This is a genomic window from Pseudomonas sp. PB106 (assembly GCF_009764645.1).
Taxonomy (GTDB): domain Bacteria; phylum Pseudomonadota; class Gammaproteobacteria; order Pseudomonadales; family Pseudomonadaceae; genus Aquipseudomonas.
Window position 1 is genome coordinate 37,501 of sequence record NZ_RWIM01000220.1, and the last position, 24,822, is coordinate 62,322.

Annotated in this window: 15 protein-coding genes; 8 read left to right on the top strand and 7 right to left on the bottom strand. The window is 59.4% G+C overall.

The genetic code is table 11. From position 1 onward, the window contains the following. Positions 1 to 93: 93 nt before the first annotated feature. The 3 genes from EJA71_RS26665 to EJA71_RS26675 form a co-directional block, all read right to left on the bottom strand. Positions 94 to 1,446: a hypothetical protein gene (locus EJA71_RS26665; protein ID WP_158960976.1), complete on the bottom strand. Its 1,353-nt coding sequence runs from the start codon at positions 1,444 to 1,446 to the stop codon at positions 94 to 96. 278 nt (positions 1,447 to 1,724) lie between these two features. Then, the gene (locus EJA71_RS26670; RefSeq protein ID WP_158960978.1) at positions 1,725 to 4,133 is read right to left on the bottom strand and encodes a glucose/quinate/shikimate family membrane-bound PQQ-dependent dehydrogenase; all 2,409 of its coding nucleotides are present in this window, start codon (positions 4,131 to 4,133) and stop codon (positions 1,725 to 1,727) included. Positions 4,134 to 4,386: 253 nt separating this feature from the next. Next, positions 4,387 to 5,748, bottom strand: a complete 1,362-nt coding sequence (locus EJA71_RS26675; protein WP_158960980.1) for a carbohydrate porin — start codon at positions 5,746 to 5,748, stop codon at positions 4,387 to 4,389. Between the two features lie 301 nt (positions 5,749 to 6,049). On the opposite strand from EJA71_RS26675, the gene EJA71_RS26680 reads away from it, so the two are divergent. Then, complete coding sequence (locus EJA71_RS26680; RefSeq protein ID WP_158960982.1) at positions 6,050 to 6,280, top strand: VF530 family DNA-binding protein; 231 nt, start codon at positions 6,050 to 6,052, stop codon at positions 6,278 to 6,280. 1 nt (position 6,281) lies between these two features. Next, positions 6,282 to 6,920 carry a Pr6Pr family membrane protein gene (locus EJA71_RS26685; RefSeq protein WP_158960984.1) on the top strand — a complete coding sequence of 213 codons (639 nt, stop codon included), beginning with the start codon at positions 6,282 to 6,284 and terminating at the stop codon, positions 6,918 to 6,920. A gap of 100 nt (positions 6,921 to 7,020) precedes the next feature. On the opposite strand, the gene EJA71_RS26690 is transcribed toward EJA71_RS26685, so the two are convergent. Both EJA71_RS26690 and EJA71_RS26695 read right to left on the bottom strand, forming a co-directional pair. Then, positions 7,021 to 7,806 (bottom strand): siderophore-interacting protein, encoded by a 786-nt coding sequence (locus tag EJA71_RS26690; protein WP_158960986.1) that lies wholly within the window; start codon positions 7,804 to 7,806, stop codon positions 7,021 to 7,023. Next, positions 7,803 to 8,378: a PadR family transcriptional regulator gene (locus EJA71_RS26695; RefSeq protein WP_158960988.1), complete on the bottom strand. Its 576-nt coding sequence runs from the start codon at positions 8,376 to 8,378 to the stop codon at positions 7,803 to 7,805. Before EJA71_RS26695 ends, EJA71_RS26690 begins: the two co-directional genes overlap by 4 nt. 518 nt (positions 8,379 to 8,896) lie before the next feature. Between EJA71_RS26695 and EJA71_RS26700 the strand changes: the two genes are divergently transcribed. The 6 genes from EJA71_RS26700 to EJA71_RS26725 all read left to right on the top strand — a co-directional run bounded on the left by EJA71_RS26700 (position 8,897) and on the right by EJA71_RS26725 (position 15,927). Next, the gene (locus tag EJA71_RS26700; RefSeq protein ID WP_158960990.1) at positions 8,897 to 9,382 is read left to right on the top strand and encodes a CS1 type fimbrial major subunit; all 486 of its coding nucleotides are present in this window, start codon (positions 8,897 to 8,899) and stop codon (positions 9,380 to 9,382) included. Between the two features lie 108 nt (positions 9,383 to 9,490). Beyond that, positions 9,491 to 12,013, top strand: coding sequence for a TcfC E-set like domain-containing protein (locus EJA71_RS26705; RefSeq protein ID WP_158960992.1), 2,523 nt, complete (start codon positions 9,491 to 9,493; stop codon positions 12,011 to 12,013). A 79-nt stretch (positions 12,014 to 12,092) separates the two neighbouring features. Further along, positions 12,093 to 12,833, top strand: a complete 741-nt coding sequence (locus tag EJA71_RS26710; RefSeq protein ID WP_158960994.1) for a molecular chaperone — start codon at positions 12,093 to 12,095, stop codon at positions 12,831 to 12,833. Positions 12,834 to 12,864: 31 nt separating this feature from the next. Continuing rightward, complete coding sequence (locus EJA71_RS26715; protein WP_158960996.1) at positions 12,865 to 13,356, top strand: CS1 type fimbrial major subunit; 492 nt, start codon at positions 12,865 to 12,867, stop codon at positions 13,354 to 13,356. A 38-nt stretch (positions 13,357 to 13,394) separates the two neighbouring features. Then, a complete protein-coding gene (locus EJA71_RS26720; protein WP_306110085.1) occupies positions 13,395 to 14,639 on the top strand; it encodes a hypothetical protein in 1,245 nt (414 codons plus the stop codon). 43 nt (positions 14,640 to 14,682) lie between these two features. Next, a complete protein-coding gene (locus EJA71_RS26725; protein ID WP_256671842.1) occupies positions 14,683 to 15,927 on the top strand; it encodes a hypothetical protein in 1,245 nt (414 codons plus the stop codon). Positions 15,928 to 16,001: 74 nt separating this feature from the next. On the opposite strand, the gene EJA71_RS26730 is transcribed toward EJA71_RS26725, so the two are convergent. Further along, on the bottom strand, positions 16,002 to 21,047 hold the full coding sequence (locus EJA71_RS26730) for a dermonecrotic toxin domain-containing protein (RefSeq protein ID WP_158960998.1): 5,046 nt from the start codon (positions 21,045 to 21,047) through the stop codon (positions 16,002 to 16,004). Positions 21,048 to 21,204: 157 nt separating this feature from the next. Then, positions 21,205 to 24,324 carry a transglycosylase domain-containing protein gene (locus EJA71_RS26735; protein ID WP_158961000.1) on the bottom strand — a complete coding sequence of 1,040 codons (3,120 nt, stop codon included), beginning with the start codon at positions 24,322 to 24,324 and terminating at the stop codon, positions 21,205 to 21,207. Between the last annotated feature and the right edge of the window lie 498 nt (positions 24,325 to 24,822).

Genomic DNA, 24,822 nt, shown 5'->3' on the forward strand with positions numbered 1-24,822 from the left:
CTTTGTTTTACCGGCGAAAAATCTTATTCAGGCAGGTTGTTGGCACTCACGTGGTCACCCATCTGGAGGCGCAGGGAGCCGTATGCTCCAACGTCAACTGTTATAGCGCAGGATGTATCCCTTGTATGGGCCCGTTGGCTGGGAAACTTCTCCACACACAACGATTTTGCTGTTTTGCATGACCAAACCGTCGCTCAGCGTTGGGCTGCCTTCTGGATTGTTGTAGACAGCCCAACCCGTTTTATTGAACGACGCGTCCAGCCTCCCATCAGCCTGATAACGAGCGATCAGGATTGGAGGAATTGGCGCTTCGGGTCCGTCGGCAGCCGACCCGGCGACCAAGAGCGCGCTATTGGTCGGCCATGCGCAATATTGCCAATACTCGCCCTTGGGAAGCATTGCTGAGTACAAAGTCTTGCCGTCATTGAACACAAGGTTAGGAGACCCATTGGCGTTCAGAACGGCTACCCATCCTCTGAATAATCTTTCTCGGAAAAGCTCTCCGACGATAGCAATTGCGTCGTTACTCTCTCTCACGGCAATCGCATTAACACTATTCCAGCCGGGACCGGCAGTCAGCGCGATGGTAGCAATCCCTTCATTGGCAAATCCGCGATCAAGTTGGCCATTCTCCATATAACGCGTTACATACACTTCAGAAACAGCATCACCATCGCGTAGCTTGAATGTGCCGGTGACCAGGATCTTTGCGTCTTTTTGCACTGCAAGGGCTTTAACGCCACTGGACTGATGATCAATTCCGTCGAGACCAATCAGGGTGAATCCTTTGCCATTGAACGATTTGTCTAACGAGCCATTCGGGTTGAGGCGAACCAGGATCCCCTGTTGAACAATAGGAAAACTCGAGACTACATCGATCAAAAGGATTTTTCCGTCGGGCATCACTTCGCAGGAAAGTGCCCCTGACCCCGAAGTGCCGGAACGCTGTTGAGGCTTCGGATCACCCGATCGCTTGGCCAGACTCCCGGCGGGCGCTTGCGTTACGAGATAGACAAGTTGTTGGGTGTCAACGCGCAGGATCCCGTTATCGCCGAATGTGTCATCGAGGGTGCCGTCTTCGAATTGACGCACGACGGCCACAAAACCATTGCTCCCTCCCAAAAGCTGGCCGGTGAGGATCCATCCTCCAGCAGGGTGTGAACGCAGCACCGGAAGCGAAAACCTTTCATCTTCGTCAAAACGAATGTCGACAGAACCACCGTTGCCAAATGTGTCGTCCAGTGTCCCGTCAGTGTTCAATCGTCTTAAAACGGCTGTCGGGGAGAATTGTGGATCCTCGACAATGAGCAATTTGCCATCGGCCACCTCAAGCGTGGTGGCCGGACTATTGCCTCTGGTCCCCTCGAACGGTAAGCCCACTGCCCCACCAACCCCAAAAGTGGTGTCGAGCGTGCCTGCTTCAGTGATTCCCTGTTGCTGATTCATGATCGCTTTCCTTGTCCAAAGGCGGATGCCCTTCAACACCAGTGGAACACCTGACAGTGGCGTTATCACCTGTCAGAAATGACAGTTGAACAGTCTTCTTGGGCCAAATTCATGTCCTTGGGAGCCAGAGAGGAGGGAGCGAGGAGTTTTCCAGATGCTGGCGCTTGATGCCTTACAGATGCTCAAGCTGTCATCGCATTTGTCGCGCATGGAGAAACAGCGTGCACAAAAAAGGCGATGTCTCTCACGAGACATCGCCTTTTCCTACCGCCTAAACCTTACTCAGACAGTTTGTACGCAATCACATAGTCACCCTGCTTGGTGCCCAGCGAGCCGTGACCGCCTGCAACAACGAGCACGTATTGCTTGCCGTCCTTGCCGGTGTAGGTCATCGGTGTGGTTTGCGCGCCTGCTGGCAGGCGGCCTTCCCACAGTTGCTTGCCGTTTTTCACATCGTAGGCACGCAGGTACTGGTCGAGGGTGCCGCTCAGGAAGGCGACGCCACCCGCGGTGGTGAAGGTGCCGCCCAGGCTAGGTACGCCCATGCTCAGCGGGATCGGAACCGGCGAGCTGTCGCGCACGGTGCCGTTTTTGTGCATCCAGATGGTTTTGCTGGTGGTCAGGTCGACCGCTGCAACATAACCCCACGCTGGCGCCTGGCACGGCAGGCCCATTGGCGACAACAGAGCCTCGAGGACTACGCCGTATGGCGCGCCTTTGTTGGGCTGGACGCCTTCGGTCTCGCTGACGCGTGGACCTTGCTTGGCGATTTCGGCGGCCGGGATCAGTTTCGAACGGAACGCCATGTAGCTCGGGTTGACGAAGGCGATCTGGCGCACCGGATCGACCGAGATGCCGCCCCAGTCAAACACGCCGAAGTTGCCTGGATAAACGATCGAGCCTTGCAGCGATGGCGGGGTGAACGGGCCATCGTAGCGCAGGGACTTGAAGTCGATCCGGCAGAGCATCTGGTCGAACGGGGTGACGCCCCACATGTCGCGTTCTTTGAGCGGCGGCGGCATGAAGTTGAGGTCGGATTTTGGTTGGGTCGGCGAAGTGTGATCACCTTCCACGGCGCCTTGCGGCACGGGAATTTCGTTGATCGGCACGATGGCCTTGCCGGTGCTGCGATCCAGTACGTAGATGCTGCCCTGCTTGGTCGACGCCAGTACCGCAGGCTTCACGCCGTCAGCGGTTTTGATGTCCATCACGGTCGGTTGACCGCCGACGTCCATGTCCCACAGGTCATGGTGGGTGAACTGGAAGTTCCAGCGCACTTTGCCGGTGGCGATGTCCAGCGCGGTCAGGCCGGCTGCGTGCAGTTCCGATTCAGGGGTACGCGCGCCACCGAACTGGTCCGGGGTCTGGTTGCCCATCGGCAGGTAGAGCATGCCGAGTTTTTCATCGACCGCGAACATCGACCACATGTTGGGCGAGTTGCGGGTGTAGGTCTTGCCTTCGGCAATCGGCGCGGTGTCGTCCGGGTTGCCGCTGTCCCAGTTCCACACCAGTTTGCCGGTGTGCACGTCGAACGCGCGGATCACGCCGCTTGGCTCGTCGGTGGAAACGTTGTCGGTGACGTGGCCGCCAATCACTACCAGGTCTTTGGTGACCGCTGGTGGCGAAGTGGAGTAGTAGCCGCCGGCATTGAAGCCGCCAATGTTGGCAGACAGATCAACCTGGCCTTTGTCGCCGAAGTCTTCGCACATTTTGCCGGTGTCGGCGTTCAGGGCGATCAGACGGGTGTCGGCGGTTGGCAAGAAGATGCGGCGCGGGCAAGCGCTGGCCGGGGCCGGGCTGGCCGAACCGGTCGGGCTCTGCTCGGAGGCGTAGACCGCGTCGTCGTGATAAGTCACGCCACGGCAGGTCATGTGCGCCCAGCCTTTGAAGTTGGCCGCGTTCTGCGTGCTCAGCTTCGGATCGAAACGCCAGATTTCCTTGCCCGAATCCGGATCAAGGGCAATCACCTGGCTGTGCGGCGTGCACACGTAGAGCATGCCGTTGACTTTCAGCGGGGTGTTTTCGGCGGTGGTTTCGCCCGGATCGTTTGGACCGGGGATGTCGCCAGTGCGATAGGTCCACGCCGGCACCAGTTTGCTCACGTTGGCCGGAGTGATCTGGGCCAGTGGCGAGTAACGGTCACCGTGGGCGCTGCGGCCGTAGGAGTTCCAGTCACCGTCGGGCATGGCCGGTGCGGTGTTGGTCATGCCGTCGACGCTGTCGCGATCCAGTTGGCCTTTGATTTCACCCGGGTTGGTGAATTGGCTGGCCAACGCAGTCAGACCTGCCAGCACGACGGCCACGCTCAAGGCGCCGGTGCCCATCGGGGCTGGACCGTTGAGCAGCAGCGGACGGCGGAACCATGGCAGCAACATCACCAGGCCCAGCGCGAACAGCATCGCCAGACGCGGCACCAGTTGCCACCAGTCCAGACCGACTTCCCACAGCGCCCAGACGGTGCTGGCGAACAGCACGATGGCGTACAGGCCCAGCGCTGCGCGGCGGCGCATCAGCAGCAGAATGCCGGTCAGCGCAATGCCGATACCGGCCAGCAGGTAGTACAGCGAGCCGCCGAGCATGCTCAGCTTGACCCCACCGGCCAACATGGCCAGGCCCATCAGTAGAAGCAGAATGCCGAGCAGGCTCGGTAGCAGACGGCCCCGACTCGAAGCACTTTCGGTGCTCATAGTGTGATTCTCCGTGACGTTTTATGTAGTCCCGCGCTGTAGTCACTGTAGATGACGATTGGGCGCGGGCATGGTTCAGATAAAAACTTGTCTAGCTAACGAATTTTTCCCGATCCCTGTGGGAGCTGCGGTGCGACGATTCGACTTGCCAGCGATGGCGGCGTGTCAGCCGACGAAGATGTCGACTGTGAAATCGCATCGCTGGCAAGTCGAATCGTCGCACCGCAGCTCCCACAGGTTTTTGCAGTGTTCTTTAGAACGAAGACTGGATCTTGATCCCGCCGATCAGGGCGTCGTCGACGTTGTTCACGCCACCGGGGTGGCGGATGTATTGCAGGTTCGGGCGTACGGTCAGCCAATTGGTCACGTGCACGCCGTAATACAGCTCGGCGCTGTATTCGGTGTCTTGCGGCGGCAGGAACGATGGATCGTCATAGTCGTAGACGGCGTTGGCCTGGTTGGTCGCTTCGGCGTTTTTGCGGTAGGCCGGGTTGACGTGTACGCGGGCGAGGGCGAAACCGATATCGTCCTTGGCGCGCGCGTCGAACGGGCCTTTGTAGGTGATGCCGGCCTGCACGTAGTTGTCGATGGCGTTGGTTTTCTTGTCGTGCATCGTGCCGTTGGCGAACACACTCAAGCCGCGGCTGTTGTCGCTGGCGACGCTGGTGATCTGCTGCTGGATGCCCAGCCACACGCCGTGTTTGCTCGACGCGCTGCGGTAGGCTTCGCCGCTGAGGGCTGCCGGTTGGCCGTTCTGATCTTTGTAGGCATCGGTGGCCTTGGCGTTGCTGTAGTAGTAACCGGCGCGGTATTCGCCCGGCAGGCCGTTGAGCTTGGGTGTCCACACCAGTTCGATCGGCAGGATCGCGCCCTGGGTGCCGCTGCCGCTGAGTTTGAAACCGTTGCCGCGATCGAGGTTCGACGGGTTCTGTTCGTAGGCGCCGACCTGCGCGTACAGCTCTGGGGTCAGGTGATATTTGACGCGCATCGCCCATTGGCTGACCGGCCAGTTGTACCAGATGCCGCCGACCCAGTTGCCGACCTGCGAGCCGCAGAACGCGAGGTTCTGGAAGTCGCACGGGAACGTGTTGAAGTCTTCGCCTTCGCCAAAACGGCCGACCTTGATGTCGAGTTTCTGGTCGAAGAATTTCTGCTGGTACCACATCTGCGTCAGGCGCGTGGTCTGGCCACGGCCCCAGACTTCCTGGGCGGAAGTGAAGCCGCCGACGCGCGGATCGTTGATGCGGTCGTTGCTGATGTTGTTGCCGCTGCGCTTGGTGATGGTCAGTTGAAACTCGGCGTCGTCCCAGCCGAGGATCTTCTGCAGGTCGAGGTGCGTGCCCAGACCGAACTGATCGCTGTAACGCGCGGTGCGGTCGTGGTCGTAGCCGCCGTGCAGGTTGCTGCCCATTTCGCCGGTGTAATCGAGTTTGAAGTCGTAGCCTTTTTCCGAGAGTTCTGTGCGCGTGCCGTTCCAGTCACCGAGCATGTACGGTGATTCGCTGTCGAACGCGGGCGCCGCTTGTGCGCAGGTGGCGAGGCCCAGAGCGGTGCAGCCGCCAAGGGTGCGCAGGGCTGAGATAGCGCTGTCTCGGGAGAAGGAAAAATCGGGCATGGCTAAGTCTTTTTTTGGTGTTTTCGGGAGTGCAATTCGAGCGCTTCAATATGTCGCAGGCAGTGAAGCGGTTCAGCAGAAGGGCGGCAGGATAATGATCTGTTACAAAAAGACAAAGGCCTTTTGTGAACATGCAGCGTTTCGGATTCGGTAACAGTGCGGCAAACGGGCGCATTGTCGGCCGGTTCGCAGCCTGCGATCTTTTCAGGTTGGCCTACATTTGAAGGTAGGCCTTCCACCCGAACACCCCCTCGGCTAAGGTGCGCGGCTTCTGCATTTTCACTTCGCCCAAAGGCCTGGCATGAACGAACAAACCCCCGATCCACTGCATGGCGTGACCCTTGAACAGATCCTCAACGCACTGGTGAGCCATTACGAATGGTCGGGGCTGGCCGAGCGCATCGATATTCGTTGCTTCAAGAGCGATCCGAGCATCAATTCGAGCCTGACGTTCCTGCGCAAAACCCCATGGGCACGGGAGAAGGTCGAGCGTCTGTACGTGAAGTTGATGCGCACCAAGCGACCGCTCTGACATGGACGCCGGCTCGCGGCGACGCCTGATTACCTGCGCAGCCTTACTGGGCTGGGCGGGGTTGGGCATTCAGCTGTACCTGATTTTCTTCGCACGCTTGAGCGTCGGCGCCAGCCTGTTGGGCGGGTTGGTGAGTTTTTTCAGCTACTTCACGATTCTGACCAATACGCTGGTGGCGACGGTGCTGACCTGTGCCGTGACCGATCGCGAATCTGCTGCACGCCGCTGGTTCCTGCAGCCGTGGGTCAGTAGCGCGATTGCCGTGAGCATTGCTGTGGTCGGCTTGGCCTACAGCCTTTTGCTACGGCATCTGTGGCATCCCGAAGGCTGGCAATTCATCGCTGATGAATTGCTGCACGACGTGATGCCATTGCTGTTTCTGGGCTATTGGTGGTTTTGCGTACCGAAAGGCACGTTGCGCTGGTGGCATCTGCCGGTGTGGCTGATTTATCCGCTGGTGTATTTCATCTACGCCTTGCTGCGCGGGCATTTGCTCGGTGCGTATGCGTACCCGTTCATTGATGTGGCGGTGTTGGGTTATCCACAGGTGCTGATCAATGCCGGGGGGATATTGCTGGGGTTTGTGCTGATTGGGTTGGCGCTGATCGGCCTCGACCGCTGCAAATTTGCACGGAGTTAAAGCACCTGTAGGAGCTGCCGCAGGCTGCGATCTTTTGACGTTGATTGTTCAAAAACAAGATCAAAGGATCGCAACCTTCGGCAGCTCCTACAGGGGGATATCACTCTTCTTCAGTGCTCTCGGCGCGCCAGTAGCCGACGGCTTTGATCAGTTGCTCATCAAGCCCATGCTCATCGATCAGCACCCGGCGAATCTGCCGTGACACCTTGGTCTCGGTCGCCACCCACGCGTACAGATTGCCCTTGGGCACTTGCAACTGCTTGACCGTGCTCAGCAGGTTGTCCTTGCCGCCGTCGCGCAATACCCAGATCACATTGACCTGTGCGGCGCTCTCGAGCACTTGCTGCTCGGCACCGTTTTCCACTTCGATCACCACCAGTGCCTTGCGATTGGCGGCCAGGCCTTCGAGGCGGCGGGCAATAGCGGGCAGGGCGGTTTCGTCGCCGATCAACAAGTAACTGTCGAAAATGTCCGGGACGATCATCGAGCCACGTGGCCCGCCGATGTGCAGGAACTGGCCGACGGTGGCCTGTTCCGCCCAGGTCGACGCAGGGCCATCGCCGTGCAGGACGAAATCGATGTCCAGTTCCAGCGCATCGAGGTCATAGCGGCGCGGGGTGTAGTCGCGCATTTCGGGTTTCGGTCCATCGTCCTTGCCGGCGCCGAGCCCCAGGTTGTCCAGTGCGGCGGCCTGTTCGGCGTTCTGCGGGAACAGCAGTTTGACGTGATCGTCAGTGCCCAGGCTGATAAATCCGGCCAGTTCCGGCCCGCCGAGGGTGATGCGGCGCATGCGTGGGGTCAGGTCGACCACGCGCAACACTTCCAGCTTGCGGCGTTTGATTTCGTGCATCACGCGGTGAATGGTTTGGGTATCGACTGCAGTCATTCGGCTTTCTCCGAGGCAGGTTGAACGGCAGGGCCGTCGACGATGGCTTTGGCGGTGTCGTTGAGCAGGTCCCGCACGCGCAGGATTTCTTCCGGGCTCCAGCGTCCGTGGTGCATTTGCAGGGCATGGCGCAGGTTATGCACCGCTTCGTGGATTTCAGGCGGGCGATCATGGCCGCGCAGCGAACGCTTGCTGACGTCGATGCGCATGCGCACGCCGTCCAGCGCTACGGCTTGTTCGCTTAAAGACGAACGACCGGCGTCGGTGGCGCTGTAGCGTTTTTTACCGCCCTCGGCGTCGCCGGTAATAAGGTCGCTTTCTTCGAGGAAAGTCAGGGTCGGGTAAATCACGCCGGGGCTCGGGCTGTAGGCACCGTCGAACATGCCTTCGATCTGGCGGATCAGGTCGTAGCCGTGGCACGGCTGTTCGGCGATCAGCGCCAGCAACAGCAATTTCAGGTCGCCGGGGGCGAAAACTCGCGGGCCGCGACCGCCGCGTTCACGACCGGGGCGTTTCTCAAAACCGTCGCGGCCGTCGCCGTGTTCGCGGTGGGGGGAATGATGGTCTCTCATTTTTCTCTGCTCTATCGTCGTGTTTAGATACAACTTAAGATATATCTTAAGGATGTCGCAAGGCGTTTTTGTCGGACGCATCCTTCAGGCGACGAGCGGTGGGTGTGCACGAAGGGACGACGTGCCGGGCAAATCGAAAGTTTTTTCTTTCAAGTTTTTTTCCGTGGATTAATGTCCGAAAAGTTAAAGCTATCACTCTATTAATTTCGCGGTTATATTCTGGTTGGCGTGATAAGCCCGTATTTATTAGTTTGATCCGCTGTATGGTTTTTCCATAAAAACTGTATGTAAGGCATAACTTACATCCACTGTTTGATAATCTCGTTTTTCGTTCTTTTTTCCGGCGTGTCGCGAGGGCTTTTAACTACGCGATCGTCGGAAGTTGCCTGCTTACTTTCCAAGGCTAAAAGCCGATGATGCTCCGGCGTTGAAAGTTCAAAACAACACGGCTCGATTCAGGCAGGCGTTGTTTGAACTTTCAATGATCCGATCCTCATCAAGAAAACAGGTACTGAACGATGTTCAAGAAACTCGCAATCGCCGCTTCGCTCGCAGGTCTGGCCATGAGCTCCTCGATGGCTTTCGCTGTAGAACCGTATCCACAGGTCATCAACGTGCGCGCCTTCGTTCCGACCTCGCTGTTCGTGATCAAGCCGCAGAACCCGGACTTCGGTCGTGACGAAGTGATGAGCCAGCTCGACAGCGGTGAAATGTCCACCATCGACCATATCTTCAACCTCAAGCACACCGACCCGAAAGGCTCGATCAACGCGCTGATCGACGGCACCGCGTCGCTGTACAACGGTCGTGACAACATCCCGCTGACGGTGTCGGTTGGTGGTATCGAACTGGGTAATACCACTACCGAAATCGTCAACGAAACGGAATCGGTCCCGGGCGTTCAACGCACCTTGCGCATCAAGGCCGATACCCCAAGCGCGACCCAGAACGGCAACTACACCGGCAGTTTCGCGGTGGTCTTCGAGCCTGTTATCAAGCCTTGATAGCGCGACGTGTTGAATAAAGTGTTGTTTGTTCAATAGTCGTCCTCGACGGTTATCCACGGATAACCGTCGGGGCCCGACTTCTTATGTAACCTGGATATCAAGATCATGTTCCCGATGACGCCCATCGCGGCTGCGCTCGCCTTTTTTTTATGTGCCAGCGCTGTGGCTGCAACTAACGACAACGGCACAACACCGCGCAGTCTGCTGGCCCAGGCCAAGGGCTTGCCGGCGGATTTCGAAGAGCACTTTTTCGACGTGCCATTGGCGGTTCGTGTGGAGCGTGATCAACAGTTTCTCGGTGAGGCGATGATCGTGTTGAGCCAGGATGATCGCGTCACTTTGCTGGAATTCACCGATACCGGTGACAGCCAGATCCCGGCCGTGGAGCGCGAAGCCTGGGCCGCGTATTTGCAACAAGGTGCGCCGCTGGGCGCCTGTCAGAGCAATTGCCCGGAACAGTTGCTCGCGCTGCACTACAACCTGCAGAGCTCGTTGCTGTCGATCGCCACCGAAAACGCTGAGCGCGACACCAGCGTCCAACGCTATTACGAACTGCCGGAAAACGGCAGCACCGGGTTGATCGTACGCAATCAGTTGAACCTCAATGGCGGTCAGGATCAGGACCTCGGCGGGCGCTACGGCCTGGAGGCCAGCAGCAGCCTCGGCAACTGGACGCAACGGGTCAATCTGCAATTGGCGCGGCTCGGCGATCCGGACGACACGCTGTACCACGCCGTGCATGAATTGTTCGCCCAGCGTGAATTGCCTGGGACATTCTTGCGTCTCGGTTATTTCACCCCCGGCTCCGATGGCCTGACCCGCCAGTTGCGTTCGTTCGGCGCCAGTCCCGACACGGCGGTGGGGCTGATGTACGGCAGCTCCGACAGTCTGGCGGTGAACAGCCCGACGCCGAGCGTCTATCCGATCTACGTCACCGCCAACCGCCAAGCCTCGGTGGAGATTTACCGCAACGGCTTGCTGGTCAACACTCAAGCCGTTGCCGCCGGTTTGCAGACCCTCGACACCCGGCCATTACCGGGCGGCATTTACGAAGTCGAAGTACGCCTGATCGAAGACGGCCAGATCACCTCGACCACTCAGGAACTCGTCTACAAACCGACCAACTGGCGCAACCACGATGAGCGCTGGCGCTACAGCCTGTTCGCCGGACAGGAAAGCAAACTGCTGAGCAACTGGGACGATCAGGCCAGCGGCGACACCACCGCCGGTGCGGCGGTCAATTACCTGCTGCATCCACGGGTGATTCTCGGGCTGTCGGCGCGGCAGATTCAGGGCAAGCAGCAATACGGTACGTCCATCGACTGGAACCTGCTCGACAGCACCAGCCTGTACGCCAACCTCTATCAGACCGAAGAGCACGGCACCGGCATGGACCTGCAAGCCATGTACAACTATGGCTCGGGCAGTCTGTTCGCCACCCACAATCGCAGTTGGCTGGACACCACCAACACTTACGAAACCCTGCCTGACGGTACGCGGGTGCGGCAGCGCAACGTGTTCATCGGCCAGACCAGCAGTTCATCGCTGGCGCTCAATCATCGAATCAACAGCAAGAATTCCTTAAACGCCCGCGTCGCCTACAGCGAAGGCAATGTCTCGGGCACCGCGCTGGATCTGGGCTGGTCGCAACGCACGGTGTTGTTCGGCAGCGATGCCAACTGGCGCTTCTCGGTGTTTGATCGACCAGGCAGTTACAGCAGTGGCGATGCACGCAATCGCGGGGTCGATCTGAGTGTCAGCATCGCCCTCGGCGGGCCGGGTGAGCAATGGTCCGGCAGCCTCGGTACGCGCACCTCACGCGATGGCGGGCGCGACAACAATGGCTCGCTGTCCTACCGCAAGACCTTGCAGGATCACGTGCTACAAAGCGTCTCCGTCACCGCATTGGCCGACACTTACGGTGTAGGCCTGACGGGCATGACCAATTTCCAGAATGATGTGGTCAATGGCGATGCCTTTCTCCAGCGTTCTTCGTTCAACGGTGATTACACCGGTGGCCTGAACCTCGACAGCACCGTCGCGGTGGGCGGCCGGCACATGGTCATGACCAGCCAGCAACAGACCGCCGGCGCCGGGATGATCATCGACGTGGAAACCGATCTGGACGAGATCGCCCTGCGCGCCGACGACCTCAGCGGCGGCAGCGCGACCCTGCGCCCAGGGCGCAATTACGTGCCGCTGACCGCTTACAAGAACAGCTCGGTCAGCTTCGATTTCGAAGGCAATCACACGCCCTCGGCGAGCATCCAGCCGGCCCGTGCGCGCTACCACCTGAACAAGGGCGGGGTCGACTACCGCAAGATCACCGTGAGCAAAACCTTCACCGTGCTCGGTCGCCTGCTTGACCCGCAAGGGCTGCCGCTCAAGGGCCATCACGTGATCAACCACGCCAGTCGTGGCGTGACCGAAGTCGACGGATTTTTCTCGATGGAAATGAATGCGTCGGCGCCGACCCTGGAAGTGCGGCGCGGCGAGAGTCTGCTCTGCCAGTTCCGCCTCGACACCGCCAATGCGCGGACTGAAAACAACGTGCTGATGATCGGCGACCTGCGTTGCTCGGCGGACACGCTGGCGGAAAACCTGCACACCCGCGACAAGGCCGGTTGATTCACTTCAGCGTCTTTCGGGATTGGAAAGTCTGACCCCTGCGGGTTGGCTCACTGTTCAGCATAAGGAGATCAATCACATGAAATATCGATGGGCATTGTTGTTGGCCGGCGTATTGCCGCTGACCGGCCACGCCGTTCCGGCAATCAATGTCGGCGTGGTTTACGACTACCTCGACGCCGACAAAAGCACCTACCTGAAACGCGTGTTCAACGGTGGCGACAGCACCGCGTTCGTCAAGGTCAACATCCTCGAAATCGTCTACGACGGCGACGGTACGCCACGGGAAATTCCGCTCGCCGCGCAGAACGACAGCCGCGTGCGCGATGGCTTGCTGGCCAGCCCCGCGCGCTTGATCGTGCCGGCCAACGGCATGCAAGGCACGCGTCTGGTGTACATGGGCGAGCGCGAGAAGGAGCGTTATTTTCGCGTGCGCTTCGTCCCGGTGGTGCCGGAAAAGGAAGATGAATTCGCCGTCTCGGCGGATGAACGCGAAGACTACAAAAAGAGCCTCAACGCCGGGGTCAACGTGTTGGCCGGCTACGGCACGGTGTTTTTCGTGCGACCGGCGCAGACCCGCTTCAACAGCGTGATCGACAACAGCGCCGGGCAATACCGGATCAGCAACCAGGGCAACTCGGTGGTGGTGATCGATGAGTTTCGCGATTGCTCGATCAAGGATGAAACCGACTGCCAGCCCACCACCAAGCATCACATCCTGCCGGGGCGTACGTTCGAGTTCGCCAAGCAGAGTGGCCGTGAATACAGCTTCACGGTGATCGAAGGCAAAGACAGTAAAGCCCTGGAAATCAAGGGATGACGACGCAACACGAGCGTGCAAGGTGACCCCCATGTTCAAGGCAATCTCCATGACCCTGATGTTGCCGCTGCTGGTCCTCGCCAGTGAGCGCGTGCAAGCCATCAGCGAACGCGAAACCTTCGAGGTCTCGGTGACGATTCCCACGGCGGAGTTCTTCGTGCTGCCATCGGAGCCGGACTGGATTCATCTCGAGCAGACCTTGCCGTTCAACCCGGACTCCGGGCAGTTCGCGCCGTTGCGTAAAAACTTCGATGTGAAGAACAGCAACGGTGCGATTTCCGCGCGCATCGCCGCCGAGCCGTATCTGAGCAATGGCCACGACAGCGACAACATCCCGCTGATCGTGACCTTCAATCACAAACGCCTGAGCCTCGATTCCGATCAGGTGGTCAGCGACTTCGATGCCCGTCCGGGCAAACGTGTGAGGCTTGAAGTGGCTGCGCAGCAACCGCCCGAGGGCGGTTATCAGCCGGGTCATTACTACGGCAGCGTGCACATGATTTTCGAGGCGTTAGCGCCTTGAGCGCTGGCACCTCGTCAGGCCCTTTCAGGAACAGCGCCATGACAATGCAACTTGCAGGCACACCCCCGCGCCACGCGGCGTGGGTGCTGGGCGGTTTTTTGATGCTGGCAGCGTCGCTGAGCAGCGCCGTCACTCAGGAAATCACCGCAGTGTTTCGCCCGGATCCGGGCAATCCGATGGTCAACAAATTCACCAATACCACACCGCAGAGCGGTGTTTGCCCCGGGCATATTCCCGCCAGGTGCGAGGCCCTCGGGATCTTCAGCATTCGCACCTGGGACCTGACGTTCAAAGCCAGCGGACCGCTGCGGATCAATACGGCCGATCCGGGCAACCTCGACCCACGGCAGGGGGTGATGTTCAAATTGCCGTCCGATTGGCGCCGTCTGGATGTCGTGTCGGACAGTGGCGAGCAGCAGACCGTCGAGATGCGCATTGCCGGCATCGGTAATCGTGCCGATGTGACCGAGCCCGCTCACGCGTTTACTTCTTGGGATCCCAGCCGTTGGTCGCGCGCACCCGCGCCGTGCCAAAGCGTTCATGCAACGGGTAACAGTCGAATAGCCTTGTGGTTCTGGATGGTGCCGGAGGGCGCGGGTGCGTGTGCCATGAGGCACCTGATCGAAATTCCCACGCTCGACTACTTGATGACCGAATACGCCTATGAACTGCGCACGCCCAATCCGCTGGGCATGACGACGGGGCGATATCGCGGCTCCATCACTTACAGCGTCGGGCCGAATCAGGATTTCGATTTCGGCGACATGATGATCCCGAATGACAATCAACTGACCTTCAATTTCACCCTCGAGGTGGAACACGTACTCAAGGTCGATGTGCCGCCCGGTGGTCATCGGATCGAGTTGGTACCGCAGGGCGGCTGGCAGGCATGGCTGCAGCGAAATCGGCGTCCGGAACGGCTGTTTCGCGACCAGACGTTCAACCTGTCGGCGTCCGGTCGCTTTAGCATGCGCCTGGAATGCGAGCACACCGACGGCGGGGAAAACTGTTCGATCTATGAGTCGTCCAGCGGCCACGCGGTGCCGCTGAACATTGCTGTGACGTTGCCCACCGGCCTGATCGATGACAGTGGCCTGCCGATCAATCGGCGCCGATTGGTTCGAGGTAGCGCTGCTGACACGTTTTTACCCGGGCATTACATCGACCGCAAGGCCGGGGTTCTGCACTTTGAAGTGGGCAGCAAGGACGTCGAAGAAATGCTCACCGGCATCAATAAAACCTACCGCTCCAACGTCACCGTAATCTGGGAGTCGGAGGTTTGATCGGCCTGCTTATCCCCTCACTGTCTGCATCAGGACAACCATCATGACCCTGCAAACCTACACCAGACGCCGGAGCGCCTTGATGTGGCTGACCGGCGTTTTCTGGGCGCTGGGCGCCTCGAGTGCCAGCGCCGCCATTCAGGAGATCACTGCGGTGTTCCGCCCGGATCCGGGCAATCCGATGGTCAATAAATTTACCAACACCACACCGCAGAGCGGCGTTTGCCCCGGGCATATCCCCGCCAGGTGCGAGGCTCTGGGGATTTTCAGCATTCGTACCTGGGATTTGACGTTCAAGTCCAGCGGCCCGATCCCGGTCAATCACGTCGGGCCCGGTCAGGGTGATTCGCGGCAAGGCGTGATGTTCAAAGTGCCGTCCGAATGGCGCCGGTTTGAAGTGGTTTCAGTTCGCGGTGATCGCCAGGTAGTGGAGATGCGCATTGCCGGTATTGGCAATCGCGCGGATGTCACGCCTCCGGCCCATGCGATGCAATCATGGGGACCACGTACCTGGAGTTACCCGCCGGCGCCTTGCGAGTCCATCCATGTCACTGGCAACTCCAATCTGGTTTTGTGGTTCTGGATGATTCCGGAGAACGCCGGCGCCTGCGCGCTGGCACCACTGATCGAAATTCCGACACTCGATTACCGGATGACCGAATACGCCTATGAGTTGCGCACACCCAATCCCCTGGGCATGTCGACCGGACAGTATCGTGGCTCGATGACTTACACCGTCGGGCCGAACATGGATTTCGATTTCGGCGATCTGATGATCCCGAATGACAATCAACTGACCTTCAATTTCACCCTGGACGTGGAACACACACTCAAAGTCGAAGTGCCGCCCGGCGGCAATCGTATTGAGTTGCTGCCCGAGGGCGGCTGGCAGGCGTGGCTACAGCGCAATCGGCGGCCTGAGCGGCTGTTCCGCGACCAGACGTTCAACCTGTCGGCCTCCAGCCGTTTTCGCATGGGACTGGAATGCGAACACACCGACGGCGGGGAAAACTGCTCGATCTATGAGCCGTCCAGCGGCCACGCGGTGCCGCTGAATATTTCGGTGACCTTGCCCGCCGGCCTGTCCGATGACAGCGGCCAACCGGTCAATCGACGCCGACTGGTTCGAGGAGGCGGCGTCGAAATCTTTTCACCGGGGTATTACGTCGATCGCAAGGCCGGGATTCTGCACTTTGAAGTCGGCAGCAAGGATGTCGAAGAAATGCTCACCGGGGTCAGCAAGACGTACCGGGCCAATGTCACCGTAATCTGGGATTCGGAAGTCTGAACGCATAACACTTCAAGGCCGACGGTGGGGGCACCGTCGGCCTTGAAGGGTTGTTCAATCCTGCGGGCTACCGATCAGAGACCGGCCTCTTTCAACGCGGTGCGTGTCAGGTTTCGGCCGAGCTGTTTTTTCTGTTCGCCGAGATCAATCGAGATTTGCCCATAGGCTTGCTCGGTCATGGTTGTAGCGGTGAAGATCAGGCTTTCACTTACCGGAATCTGTTTGGCGAGGGCGGTCATTTGTTCGCGCAACTGTGCCTGAGTCGCCGGTAAGTCAGCGGCATTCACCCATTGCTCCTGCAGGATCCGCAGATCCTCCAACTGCCCGATCTTGTCCTGAAAGCTCAGGAAATTCTGTTTGTATTCGGCCGGGTAGGCTTCCTCGAGAAAGGTCGACCAGATCGACAAATCGAGCATGCGATCGACCAGACCGTCGCCCTGTTCGTCGGCAATCACCTTGTCGTAGGCGCGATCAATGGCTTGATCGCTGACGTCCGCAATCTGCCGATACAACATGCTTTCAGACTGCCAGGGTAGCTGCAGACGCGCAGCCAGATTGGTTTCATAGGCCAGGTGCACTTCGACTTCATCGAAGCCTTGCGTACGCCCACGAATGTCGGCCCGGGCGATCTCGCCGACCGCTTCAAGACGGGCAGCGCCACGCGCCAGCGTGACCATCGAGGTTTGCAGTTCGGCGGCCGATGTCGACGTCGATTGGGCTTCGGAGGCCAGTACTTTGATCCCCATGTTGTTGAACAGCTGTGCCCCGGCATCGGCGCAGGTGGTCGGGGCGGTCGTCATGATGAACAGTTCGTCGCGCAAGTCGTGATTGAGATAGGCGGCCTCGATCGTGCGCCAGACCCGATGCGACAACTCCATGCGTTGCTCACCGCCGGCCAGGTAGTCAGCTGACTGTCTGAGATTTTCAATGACTTTGAAAAAGCCCTTGGAATTCAGTTCTGTCGCCAGATCGCCCCAGGCTTCCTGGCGGTAAGTCCCGAGCCCGGCGTGGTTGTGCCAGATCCGGTCTTCATAGATGGGCCAGCGAGTCATCTCGTTATTGGCTTTGGTGGAGTAGAAATGGATCGCACTGAAGCCAACGGAGGTTCGGTATTCCTCGTAGGCAATCCGGTTTGCGTCGGAGAGATTAAGGGTGAAAATTCGTGTGCGCGCGATGATGAAGGCCTGATCCGAACCCACTGGCACGGAGGGAACTTCCGTGATCGGGTTTTGCTGCATGTCGAGGAAAAAACTTCGCGGGCGCCGATGGTTGAAAACCCCGTCCGGCCAAGTGTCGATCCCGGTGTTGTTCAGTGTCAGGACCTTGAGTCGTGGCATACGCCCGATGTCGATTCGGGCGCCGAGCGGGTTGTCGTCCAGGCGCAGAATTTCCAGACGCGTCAGGTGGCGCAGTCGTTCGACATCGTCTGGCTTCAGATGAATGTTGTTCTCGCTCAGGCGCAACACTTCAAGGCCTTGCATTTTGCCGATGGCCATTGGCAAACGAGGCAGCTCACAGTGGCGCGCACTGAGATGACGTACGTGGTTGAAATCATCGAGCAGGCTTGATTGTTTTGATCTCAGACGCACGTTGTCGACATTCAGTGTATCGATCTGCCTGGCGTACTTTTTAATGCCCGGCAGCTTCTTCCACCAACGTTCGAGATCGTAGCCGGGTGCTTCGCTGGACAAGTCCAGGGCGTATTCAGCCAGCGGATGAACGGAACGTTTGCCCAGCACATCGCTGCGTCGTTCGAAACATTCCAGCAACTGATCGGTCAGGTATTTGCCACCGGTCATGAGGAAGTCGGAACTGTGCATGCCCCAGTCGATAACGTGTTCGAACATCCAGCTGTTGATCGTATCGCGCAACTCGCCAAGCTCTTGCTCCAGACGAGTCAGCGTTTCGCTCGCCTCGCCCCGGTCGGTGAGGGCTTTGACGAAACGGCTGACCTCTTGCGGGTTGAAGTGCGGGTACAGATCGGTCACCCGTTCGTCCAGGGTTCGTGGCGACCGGGACAGCGTCGGGCCACGCAACAGCAGCAGATCCTGAGTCGGCACGGGTGGCGGCGGATCGCGCGGGTCGAGGGCAATACGGCGCTCGACCGCAGGCTCGGTTTTCACCATCAGCCATTGCTTGAACTGCGTGCCTTCACGGGGCAGATAACCGAGGTTTTGCCGTTGTTTATCCGGCAGGGCCTGCAGCACGGCACGGTAAAGGTCCGCCGCTGCGTGCAGCTGGGTGTTGGCAGGGTCACGCACTTCATAGCTGTTGTTTTCGCCTTTGACCAGAATGCGCACGACCTGCGCCTGCGCCGGCCCGGCCTTGCAGATCAGTTCACCGTCGAAGCGGTCCTGGCGAATTTCCAGGCGCACCTCGTCCAGGGCATCGCTATGAATGCGCAGGGCATTGAGCACCAGACGTTCGGTGTCGGCGCTGATCAGCGAGTCGCGGTAAAAGCCTTCATAGCTGCGCGCGGTGCGGGTTTCCAGTTGCAGTTCCTGGGCGATGCGCTTGAGGCGCAGGGGCAGGCGAGCTTCATCTTCGATGACTTTGCGTTCGGATGCGCTGGCCACGGCCAGCAGGTTGTCGAGGCCGCGCGTCGGGATCTCGGGGAACTGCTCGCGCATCGTCCTGATCATGGTTTTGCGGGTGTCTTCACGGCTGGCGTAATCGGCGTCGAAAAGTTTTTGCCGCTCGCGTGCGGCGATCTCGACAATGCGAGTACGCAGCGCCTGGGTACGCGTAGCGAGTGAGCCGGAGGGTGTGCCCGGCGGCTGGTCGAGAATCACAGCGGTGCCGTTGTCATCCAGGGTCGACATGACGGTGCTGAGCAATTCCCCTTTGAGCAGTTGACGCTCCTGCAATTGCACGACCAGTTTCCTGCCGAGCGGTGTCTGGGGTTCGCTGTGTTCCCAGAGCTGCTTGCCCTGACCATCGATGACCCGCATCGAAGCGTTTTTCGGCCACATGCCATGCTGGGTCATGATCTGCAACTGGGTGACCGAATCGGCCCTGCCGTACACCGTCGGGTCGTCGCTGCGCATCTGCTCGATGAAGGTTTCGATGTCGCGGTCGATGCCCAGTCGGGTGAGGGTATCGGTGAGCAGCACCGGAGGCTGAAGGTTTTCCACGTACATGCGGCGCAACTCACCGGTGTCGGTGCCGCTGATCTGCCGTGCGGTTTCCAGCTCGGCGTCGCTGAGCGCGGCAGCGGCCGGGCCGAGCCGACGCAGCAGCTTGGCGTCATCCCATGTGCGCGGGTGCTCGAATTCGATCACACAGGCGCCCGCGCCGTTGAGCCTGACTTCGGGCCGGTAGGCGTCGGCGCGTTCGGGGTGCTTGATGTAATGCTGAGCGGTTTTGCCATCCCGGGTGATTTCATAATGCTGGTCGTCAACGCGCAAAATCTGCTTGCCGTTGTAGCGATGCAAGCCGTCGGCGTCGGATCGGGCGGCCGGTGTCAGGCCGACCTCTTTGAGTCGGTAAGGCGCCAGATCGGGGTTCCACAAGCGCGTTTCACCGCCGGGCATCTGCACCGGCAACAGGCTGTCGACAAACGCCGAGGCTTTGTTGAGCAACGGCTTGCCGGCGCTGAAACCGGCGGCCATGGCGGCTGTTTGCGCCACTTGATCGAGGACCCCCACCAGATGATCGATGGCTTCGGTCCACTGACCTTCGGCAAGGTCGACCACGCCGGTGATGACTTCTTTGCCAAGCTGAAAAGCGCTGTATGCCAGCATCATTTCGCCCAGACCGGGAACGAAAGGCGCCGCCACCATCAGCGCGACGTTGAAGATGTCCCAGGCGATTTTCGCGAAGTTGTCCCACCACGCCTTGCGCGCATGGCTGTCGGCGTCTGCCGTGGAAATGGCGATCTCGCGGGCATCCTTGAGCACCTTGTCGAGCTTGGTTTGAAACAGATGCGCAGCCATATCGCCGGTGAATGCCGTGCGCACAAACTGCAGGTCGGGCTGTTCCACGGGGTCATCGCGCCATGCGGGGCGTTGATCGGGTTCAACATCGCGGTGAAAGGCCAGTGTGGTCAGGCGCGCCTGCAAACCGGCGAAGAAATGGCCGCGCTGTTGTTGATCGACAAACTGGCTGAAGAACTGCCGATAACTGATCTGCGATGACGGGGCGATGGTGTTTTCACGCAGTTGTCGCGCCAGTTCACGAACGAAGGCTTTCCATGAGTCGTATTGCTTGAAAGGGTGTTCGGGATCGTGGGGCACATAGACAACGATCGGGTCGTTGCCGGTGGCCTGTTGCGCCACCGGGCCGAACACCACAATGCCGGTCAGCGTGGTGCCGAGCAGAGACAGATTGCAGCATTCAGTGACCTTGCCTAGCAAAGTCAGGCCGGTGTTTCCCGCCAGCAGACCGGTGACCACCGCATACGCGTTGTCGCTGATATCACCCTTGGCCAGGGCCATCGCTGCGGCGTTCTCGAACATCGCCTTTTCATTGGCGATGAGTTTGGTCTTCAGCTCCAGCCGATCGAGCACGCCGATGGGCTTGAGGATTTGCTTCACATGCGCCTGGTATTGCCTGCCGATGTCCAGTTCCCGGCACAGCGTCATGAACTGTTTGATGGTCATGTTGCGCTGGATCTGCTGGGTGGTGAAATGGCCGCGGGCGTCGGGTTGGCTGGTGAAAGCCGAATCCTTTTTGATAAACGCCTCGCCGACGGCAAAGTTGTGCAGAGCGGCATCCAGCAACGACACGCTGCGCGCGGTGGTACCCCCCAACGGGTCGGGTAATCCCCACGAACCACCTTTGGGGATGTAGAGCAGCAGGTACGTGGTTCTGACGTCGACGTTCACTGCGTACTTTTGCCGCAAGGCGCGGCGCAGCAGAGGTTCTGCAAAGGCGCGTGCATCCTGGGTCTGGGCCAGGGCTTTATCGACCGCGTTCTGGGTGATCCAGGACGCCTTGTTGGTGTCGTCGAGCTCGGGGTTTTGCGCGTGCCACGGTTCGATCTTGCGGGTAGCCCGAGCCAAGGCCTGGACGCGCTCCGGAGCGGCGGTCTGAAAGTGTGCGCTGATGGTTTGTTTGAGCAGTGCGTGGTGTTTGCTTGCGCCTGCGGGGTGGCTGGCAGGCAGGGTTGGTACCGACATCGTGATCATCCTTGAGTCTCGATTGGGATGATCAGGCTAGCGCCAGCGGTGAGGAAAAAAACGCGCAAAAATCAGCGGATCAAACCGGCCATTGCGTGCTGGACACATTCAAAAACAGCAACAGAAAAATAGCCGGTTACCACCTCTTCGGCCATGCTTACTGCTGCGCCACCTGGGTCGGCTGGCAAGCGGTGTCGCTGCCCGGTTGCAGGTACGAGGTCAGGATCGGCGCCATGCCTTTGAGCACCTGTACGGGCAGCGCCGAGGTGAACTTGAAGTTTTCCGCCGAACGCCCAGGCACGAACGCGGTGAGCGTGCCGAAGTGATGATCGCCGATGTAGAACACGAAGGTCGCCGTGCGGTTGATCGACTTCGAACTGAGAATCCGCCCGCCGGAACCGATGGCCTCGATGCGGTTGTCACCGGTACCGGTCTTGCCGCCCATGGCCAACGGCGTACCGTCGGCCAGTTTGAAGCTGCCCGAGACGCGTTTGGCCGTACCGGCATCGACCACTTGCGACAACGCTTCACGCATGGCCGTGGCGACTTCCGATGGCATCACCCGTTTGCCGACATGCGGGTCGTTGACCAGTTTGGTTTCGTAAGGCGTGCCTTGCGCAAAGTGCAGGCTGTCGATGCGCAGGGTCGGCATGCGTACGCCATCGTTGAGGATGGTGCCGATCAACTCGGCCAGCGCCGCCGGACGATCCCCGGAGCTGCCGATGGCGGTGGCCAGCGACGGCACCAGATGGTCGAACGGGTAGCCGACTTTCTGCCAGCGCTGGTGAATCTCGAGGAACGCTTCGATCTCCAGCATGGTGCGAATGCGGCTGTCACGGGCGCCCTTGTGCTTGCTTTTGAACAGCCAGCTATAGACTTCCTGGCGCTCGAAATGGCTGGCTTTGACGATGTCCTTGAAGGTCGCGTCCGGGTTTTTCAACAGGTAGCCCATCATCCACAGGTCCAGCGGATGCACCTTGGCGATGAAGCCCTGATCGGGCAGGTCGTAGCTGCCGGGACCGTAGGAATCGTAGAGGCGGATCAGCCGGTCATCGGTGAGCTTCTCGGTAAGCTTGGCGCCTTTGAGGTGCGCACGCACAAAGGTGTTGAAGTCTTCCTGACTGGCTTCCGGCAGCAGATAACGATGAACAGCGGCCATGCGGATTGGGGTTGGACGCATGCCGTCGAGGAAGGTGTCGAGGCGTGCCTGGGTGTCTTTGTTGCGGTATTTTTTCCAGAACTTGAGCTGAAACGAGGTGCCTTCGCGGTCGGCGAAATTGGCCAGATATTCCTGCCGGCGCGGGTCGCGATCATCCTTGAGCAATTCCGCGCTGCTGTTGGGCCCGGAGTAGGTGACGTAGCGCACCACATCGCGCATCAGGCGAATGAACGGCAGGTTGATGGACTCGCGCAGGGCGTCGCGCAGAGTCGGCAGGCGCCCGTTGTCCTCCTTGCGAAAGTTATGAAACACATGCAGACCGCCACCGGTGAAAAACGCCTCGCCGGGGCTGGCCGAGTATTTGCGATCAAGCGCGGCGCCAAGCATCTTCGACAGGTCGTGGTCCTTGTTCTGGATCAGGTAGTCGATGACCCACTGACTCAAGCGGTCCTGATCGGGCACTTCGACTTTCTTCAATTCCGGCACGCTCATGGCGCCGTACTTGTCGTGCAGCTCGGCGATGATTTGCAGGTAGGTGGTCAGCACGCGCATCTTCGCCGTCGAGCCAAGTTCCAGTTTGCTGCCTTCGTTGATGTCGAACGGCTGGTCGGTGCTGTCGGTCTGCACCCGCACGCGCGATCCGTCCGGAGTCAGTTCGAACAAGGTGAAGCTGTAACGCACCTGGGTGGTGCTGGTCGGCGTCAGCAGGCGTTCGCCGAGCAGGCCGATCTGGGCGGCGAAGGCCGGGTCGGCGAGTTTTTTCAGGTACTCGGTGGCCTGGGTTTGCAGGTCACCCTGCAAGGTGCTGGTGGCCGAAAGGTCGAGGCGGTCCAGATCGTAGAGCGGACGATTGAGCATGCTCGCCAGACGGCTGCGGGCCGCGCTGATGCCCTTGTTGGTTTCAATCGGCTGCATGGTCGGCTGAGTCTGCCAGTCGCGATAGCTGACCTTGCTCGCCAGCGCGGCATCGGCCAGGGCGCTGTCGATTACACCGCTTTGTTTGAGCAGGCGCAGGTGGCTGTCAGTGAGGTCGGTGAGTTCTTCACGACCCTTGTTCAAATAATGCGAAGGGCGGCGTTGGGCGATCATCAACGAAAGCATTTCGCGCAGGGCCAGACCTTTGTCAGCCATGGTTTTCGGGTCGGTGGCCGGGCTGTTCAGCTGCTCGTTGGCTTTGGTGAAGTCGCTGCCGTACCAGACACGCAAACCTTCGGCCATGCCATGCACTTCGCCGTGGCCCGGCACCGCCGACAGCGGCACGCTGTTGAGGTAATCGCGGACGATGTTCTGCCGCGCGCCGAGGGTTTGCGGGCCGTCCTGATAGGCGCGCACGCTGGCGGACATCATCTGGCGCAGCTTTTCCGCGCCGGACACTGTCAGGCCGTCAGGGGAATGCCGGTATTTTTCCAGTTGCGTGGCCAAGGTGCTGCCGCCGGCCGACTGGCCGGGCAGGTGGAGCAACTTCGCCATTTGCGACCAAGCGGCCATGCCGAAGCGCGGCCAGTCCACCGCCGGGTTGGCCAGCGGTTGTTTGGGGTCGAGCAGAAAACGGTTTTCGATGAACAGAAGGCTGCTGACCACCACCGGCGGAATGGCGGCGAAGTTCGAGTACAGCTGTTGCGGATAGTTGTATTTGTACAGCGGCGCGGCCCGGCAATCGGTGATCGACAGTCCTGCCTGAATCTTCTCCGAGTAGGGCACGAACAAGCCCTTGTCGGTGTAGCTGAGCAGGGCGGGGGAGAAGCGGGTCTGCTCGGTGACCACGTAATCGCGTTTGAGCAGGCGCGGCAGGAATTCATCGAGGGAGCTGTAGCCCAGACGCAAATCGAATGGCCCGTTGCCCGGATAACGAATGGCTTCGCTCGGACCCGGTTCGAGCTTGTAGGTCAATTTCGCCGCATATTGGCTGAGCTCACGGGCCTGAAACCGCGAGGTGCGCATTTCCTTGGATGCGGCCAGCCCCACGACAATCGCGATAATCACCAGCAACAGCCAGAACGCCTTCCAGCCATGCCGGTGACGGCGTGGTTTTTCAGGTTTTTCAGGGGGAGACGCTTCATCCACACGTTCAGTCGGGACCACGGTTTTACTCGAATCGGTTTGCCACAAAGCGCCCATAGTCGACTGATCCATTCACGCAGATTGATCGGACTTGTCTGAAGCTTAGACGCTGGTTTGGCGATGGGAGGGGGAATTGTGAAGGGCGTGCGCATTTTCTTTGGGCCGGTTGAGCCGATCCAGGGCCTCAGGCATTTGCGCGAGGGCATTTAGAGTTTCCCAACCCGGTTGGCGTTTCATTAACCATGAAAGCAGCGTGCAGAAAAGTGTCGCTGGGTGTTGGCAATGTCTGGTCAGGTATATGACGGCCTGGATAAGTAACCATTTACAAGATTTGGCTACTGTTCGCAGTTTCGAGTTTCGTAGTGCCGGGAGTATTCGCGTGCCGATGCTGGTTCAGTTGTAAGTAAGCGTTGTTTATGAATGTTGCCAATTGACGGGTTTCTCGATGTGAATTTTTTACCAAGGGCTAAATCGCTGAAGCGCACTGGGTTGTCATCAGTCTTGTATTTAATTGGTAATGCTTGCGGTGTTCTTTTTTGCTGGGCGTTGTTGTTT

Bases quoted from the DNA above. Each gene is read 5' to 3' on its own strand.
- EJA71_RS26665 (WP_158960976.1), bottom strand. From the start codon at position 1,446: ATGAATCAGCAACAGGGAATCACTGAAGCAGGCACGCTCGACACCACT.
- EJA71_RS26670 (WP_158960978.1), bottom strand. From the start codon at position 4,133: ATGAGCACCGAAAGTGCTTCGAGTCGGGGCCGTCTGCTACCGAGCCTG.
- EJA71_RS26675 (WP_158960980.1), bottom strand. From the start codon at position 5,748: ATGCCCGATTTTTCCTTCTCCCGAGACAGCGCTATCTCAGCCCTGCGC.
- EJA71_RS26680 (WP_158960982.1), top strand. From the start codon at position 6,050: ATGAACGAACAAACCCCCGATCCACTGCATGGCGTGACCCTTGAACAG.
- EJA71_RS26685 (WP_158960984.1), top strand. From the start codon at position 6,282: ATGGACGCCGGCTCGCGGCGACGCCTGATTACCTGCGCAGCCTTACTG.
- EJA71_RS26690 (WP_158960986.1), bottom strand. From the start codon at position 7,806: ATGACTGCAGTCGATACCCAAACCATTCACCGCGTGATGCACGAAATC.
- EJA71_RS26695 (WP_158960988.1), bottom strand. From the start codon at position 8,378: ATGAGAGACCATCATTCCCCCCACCGCGAACACGGCGACGGCCGCGAC.
- EJA71_RS26700 (WP_158960990.1), top strand. From the start codon at position 8,897: ATGTTCAAGAAACTCGCAATCGCCGCTTCGCTCGCAGGTCTGGCCATG.
- EJA71_RS26705 (WP_158960992.1), top strand. From the start codon at position 9,491: ATGTTCCCGATGACGCCCATCGCGGCTGCGCTCGCCTTTTTTTTATGT.
- EJA71_RS26710 (WP_158960994.1), top strand. From the start codon at position 12,093: ATGAAATATCGATGGGCATTGTTGTTGGCCGGCGTATTGCCGCTGACC.
- EJA71_RS26715 (WP_158960996.1), top strand. From the start codon at position 12,865: ATGTTCAAGGCAATCTCCATGACCCTGATGTTGCCGCTGCTGGTCCTC.
- EJA71_RS26720 (WP_306110085.1), top strand. From the start codon at position 13,395: ATGACAATGCAACTTGCAGGCACACCCCCGCGCCACGCGGCGTGGGTG.
- EJA71_RS26725 (WP_256671842.1), top strand. From the start codon at position 14,683: ATGACCCTGCAAACCTACACCAGACGCCGGAGCGCCTTGATGTGGCTG.
- EJA71_RS26730 (WP_158960998.1), bottom strand. From the start codon at position 21,047: ATGTCGGTACCAACCCTGCCTGCCAGCCACCCCGCAGGCGCAAGCAAA.
- EJA71_RS26735 (WP_158961000.1), bottom strand. From the start codon at position 24,324: ATGGGCGCTTTGTGGCAAACCGATTCGAGTAAAACCGTGGTCCCGACT.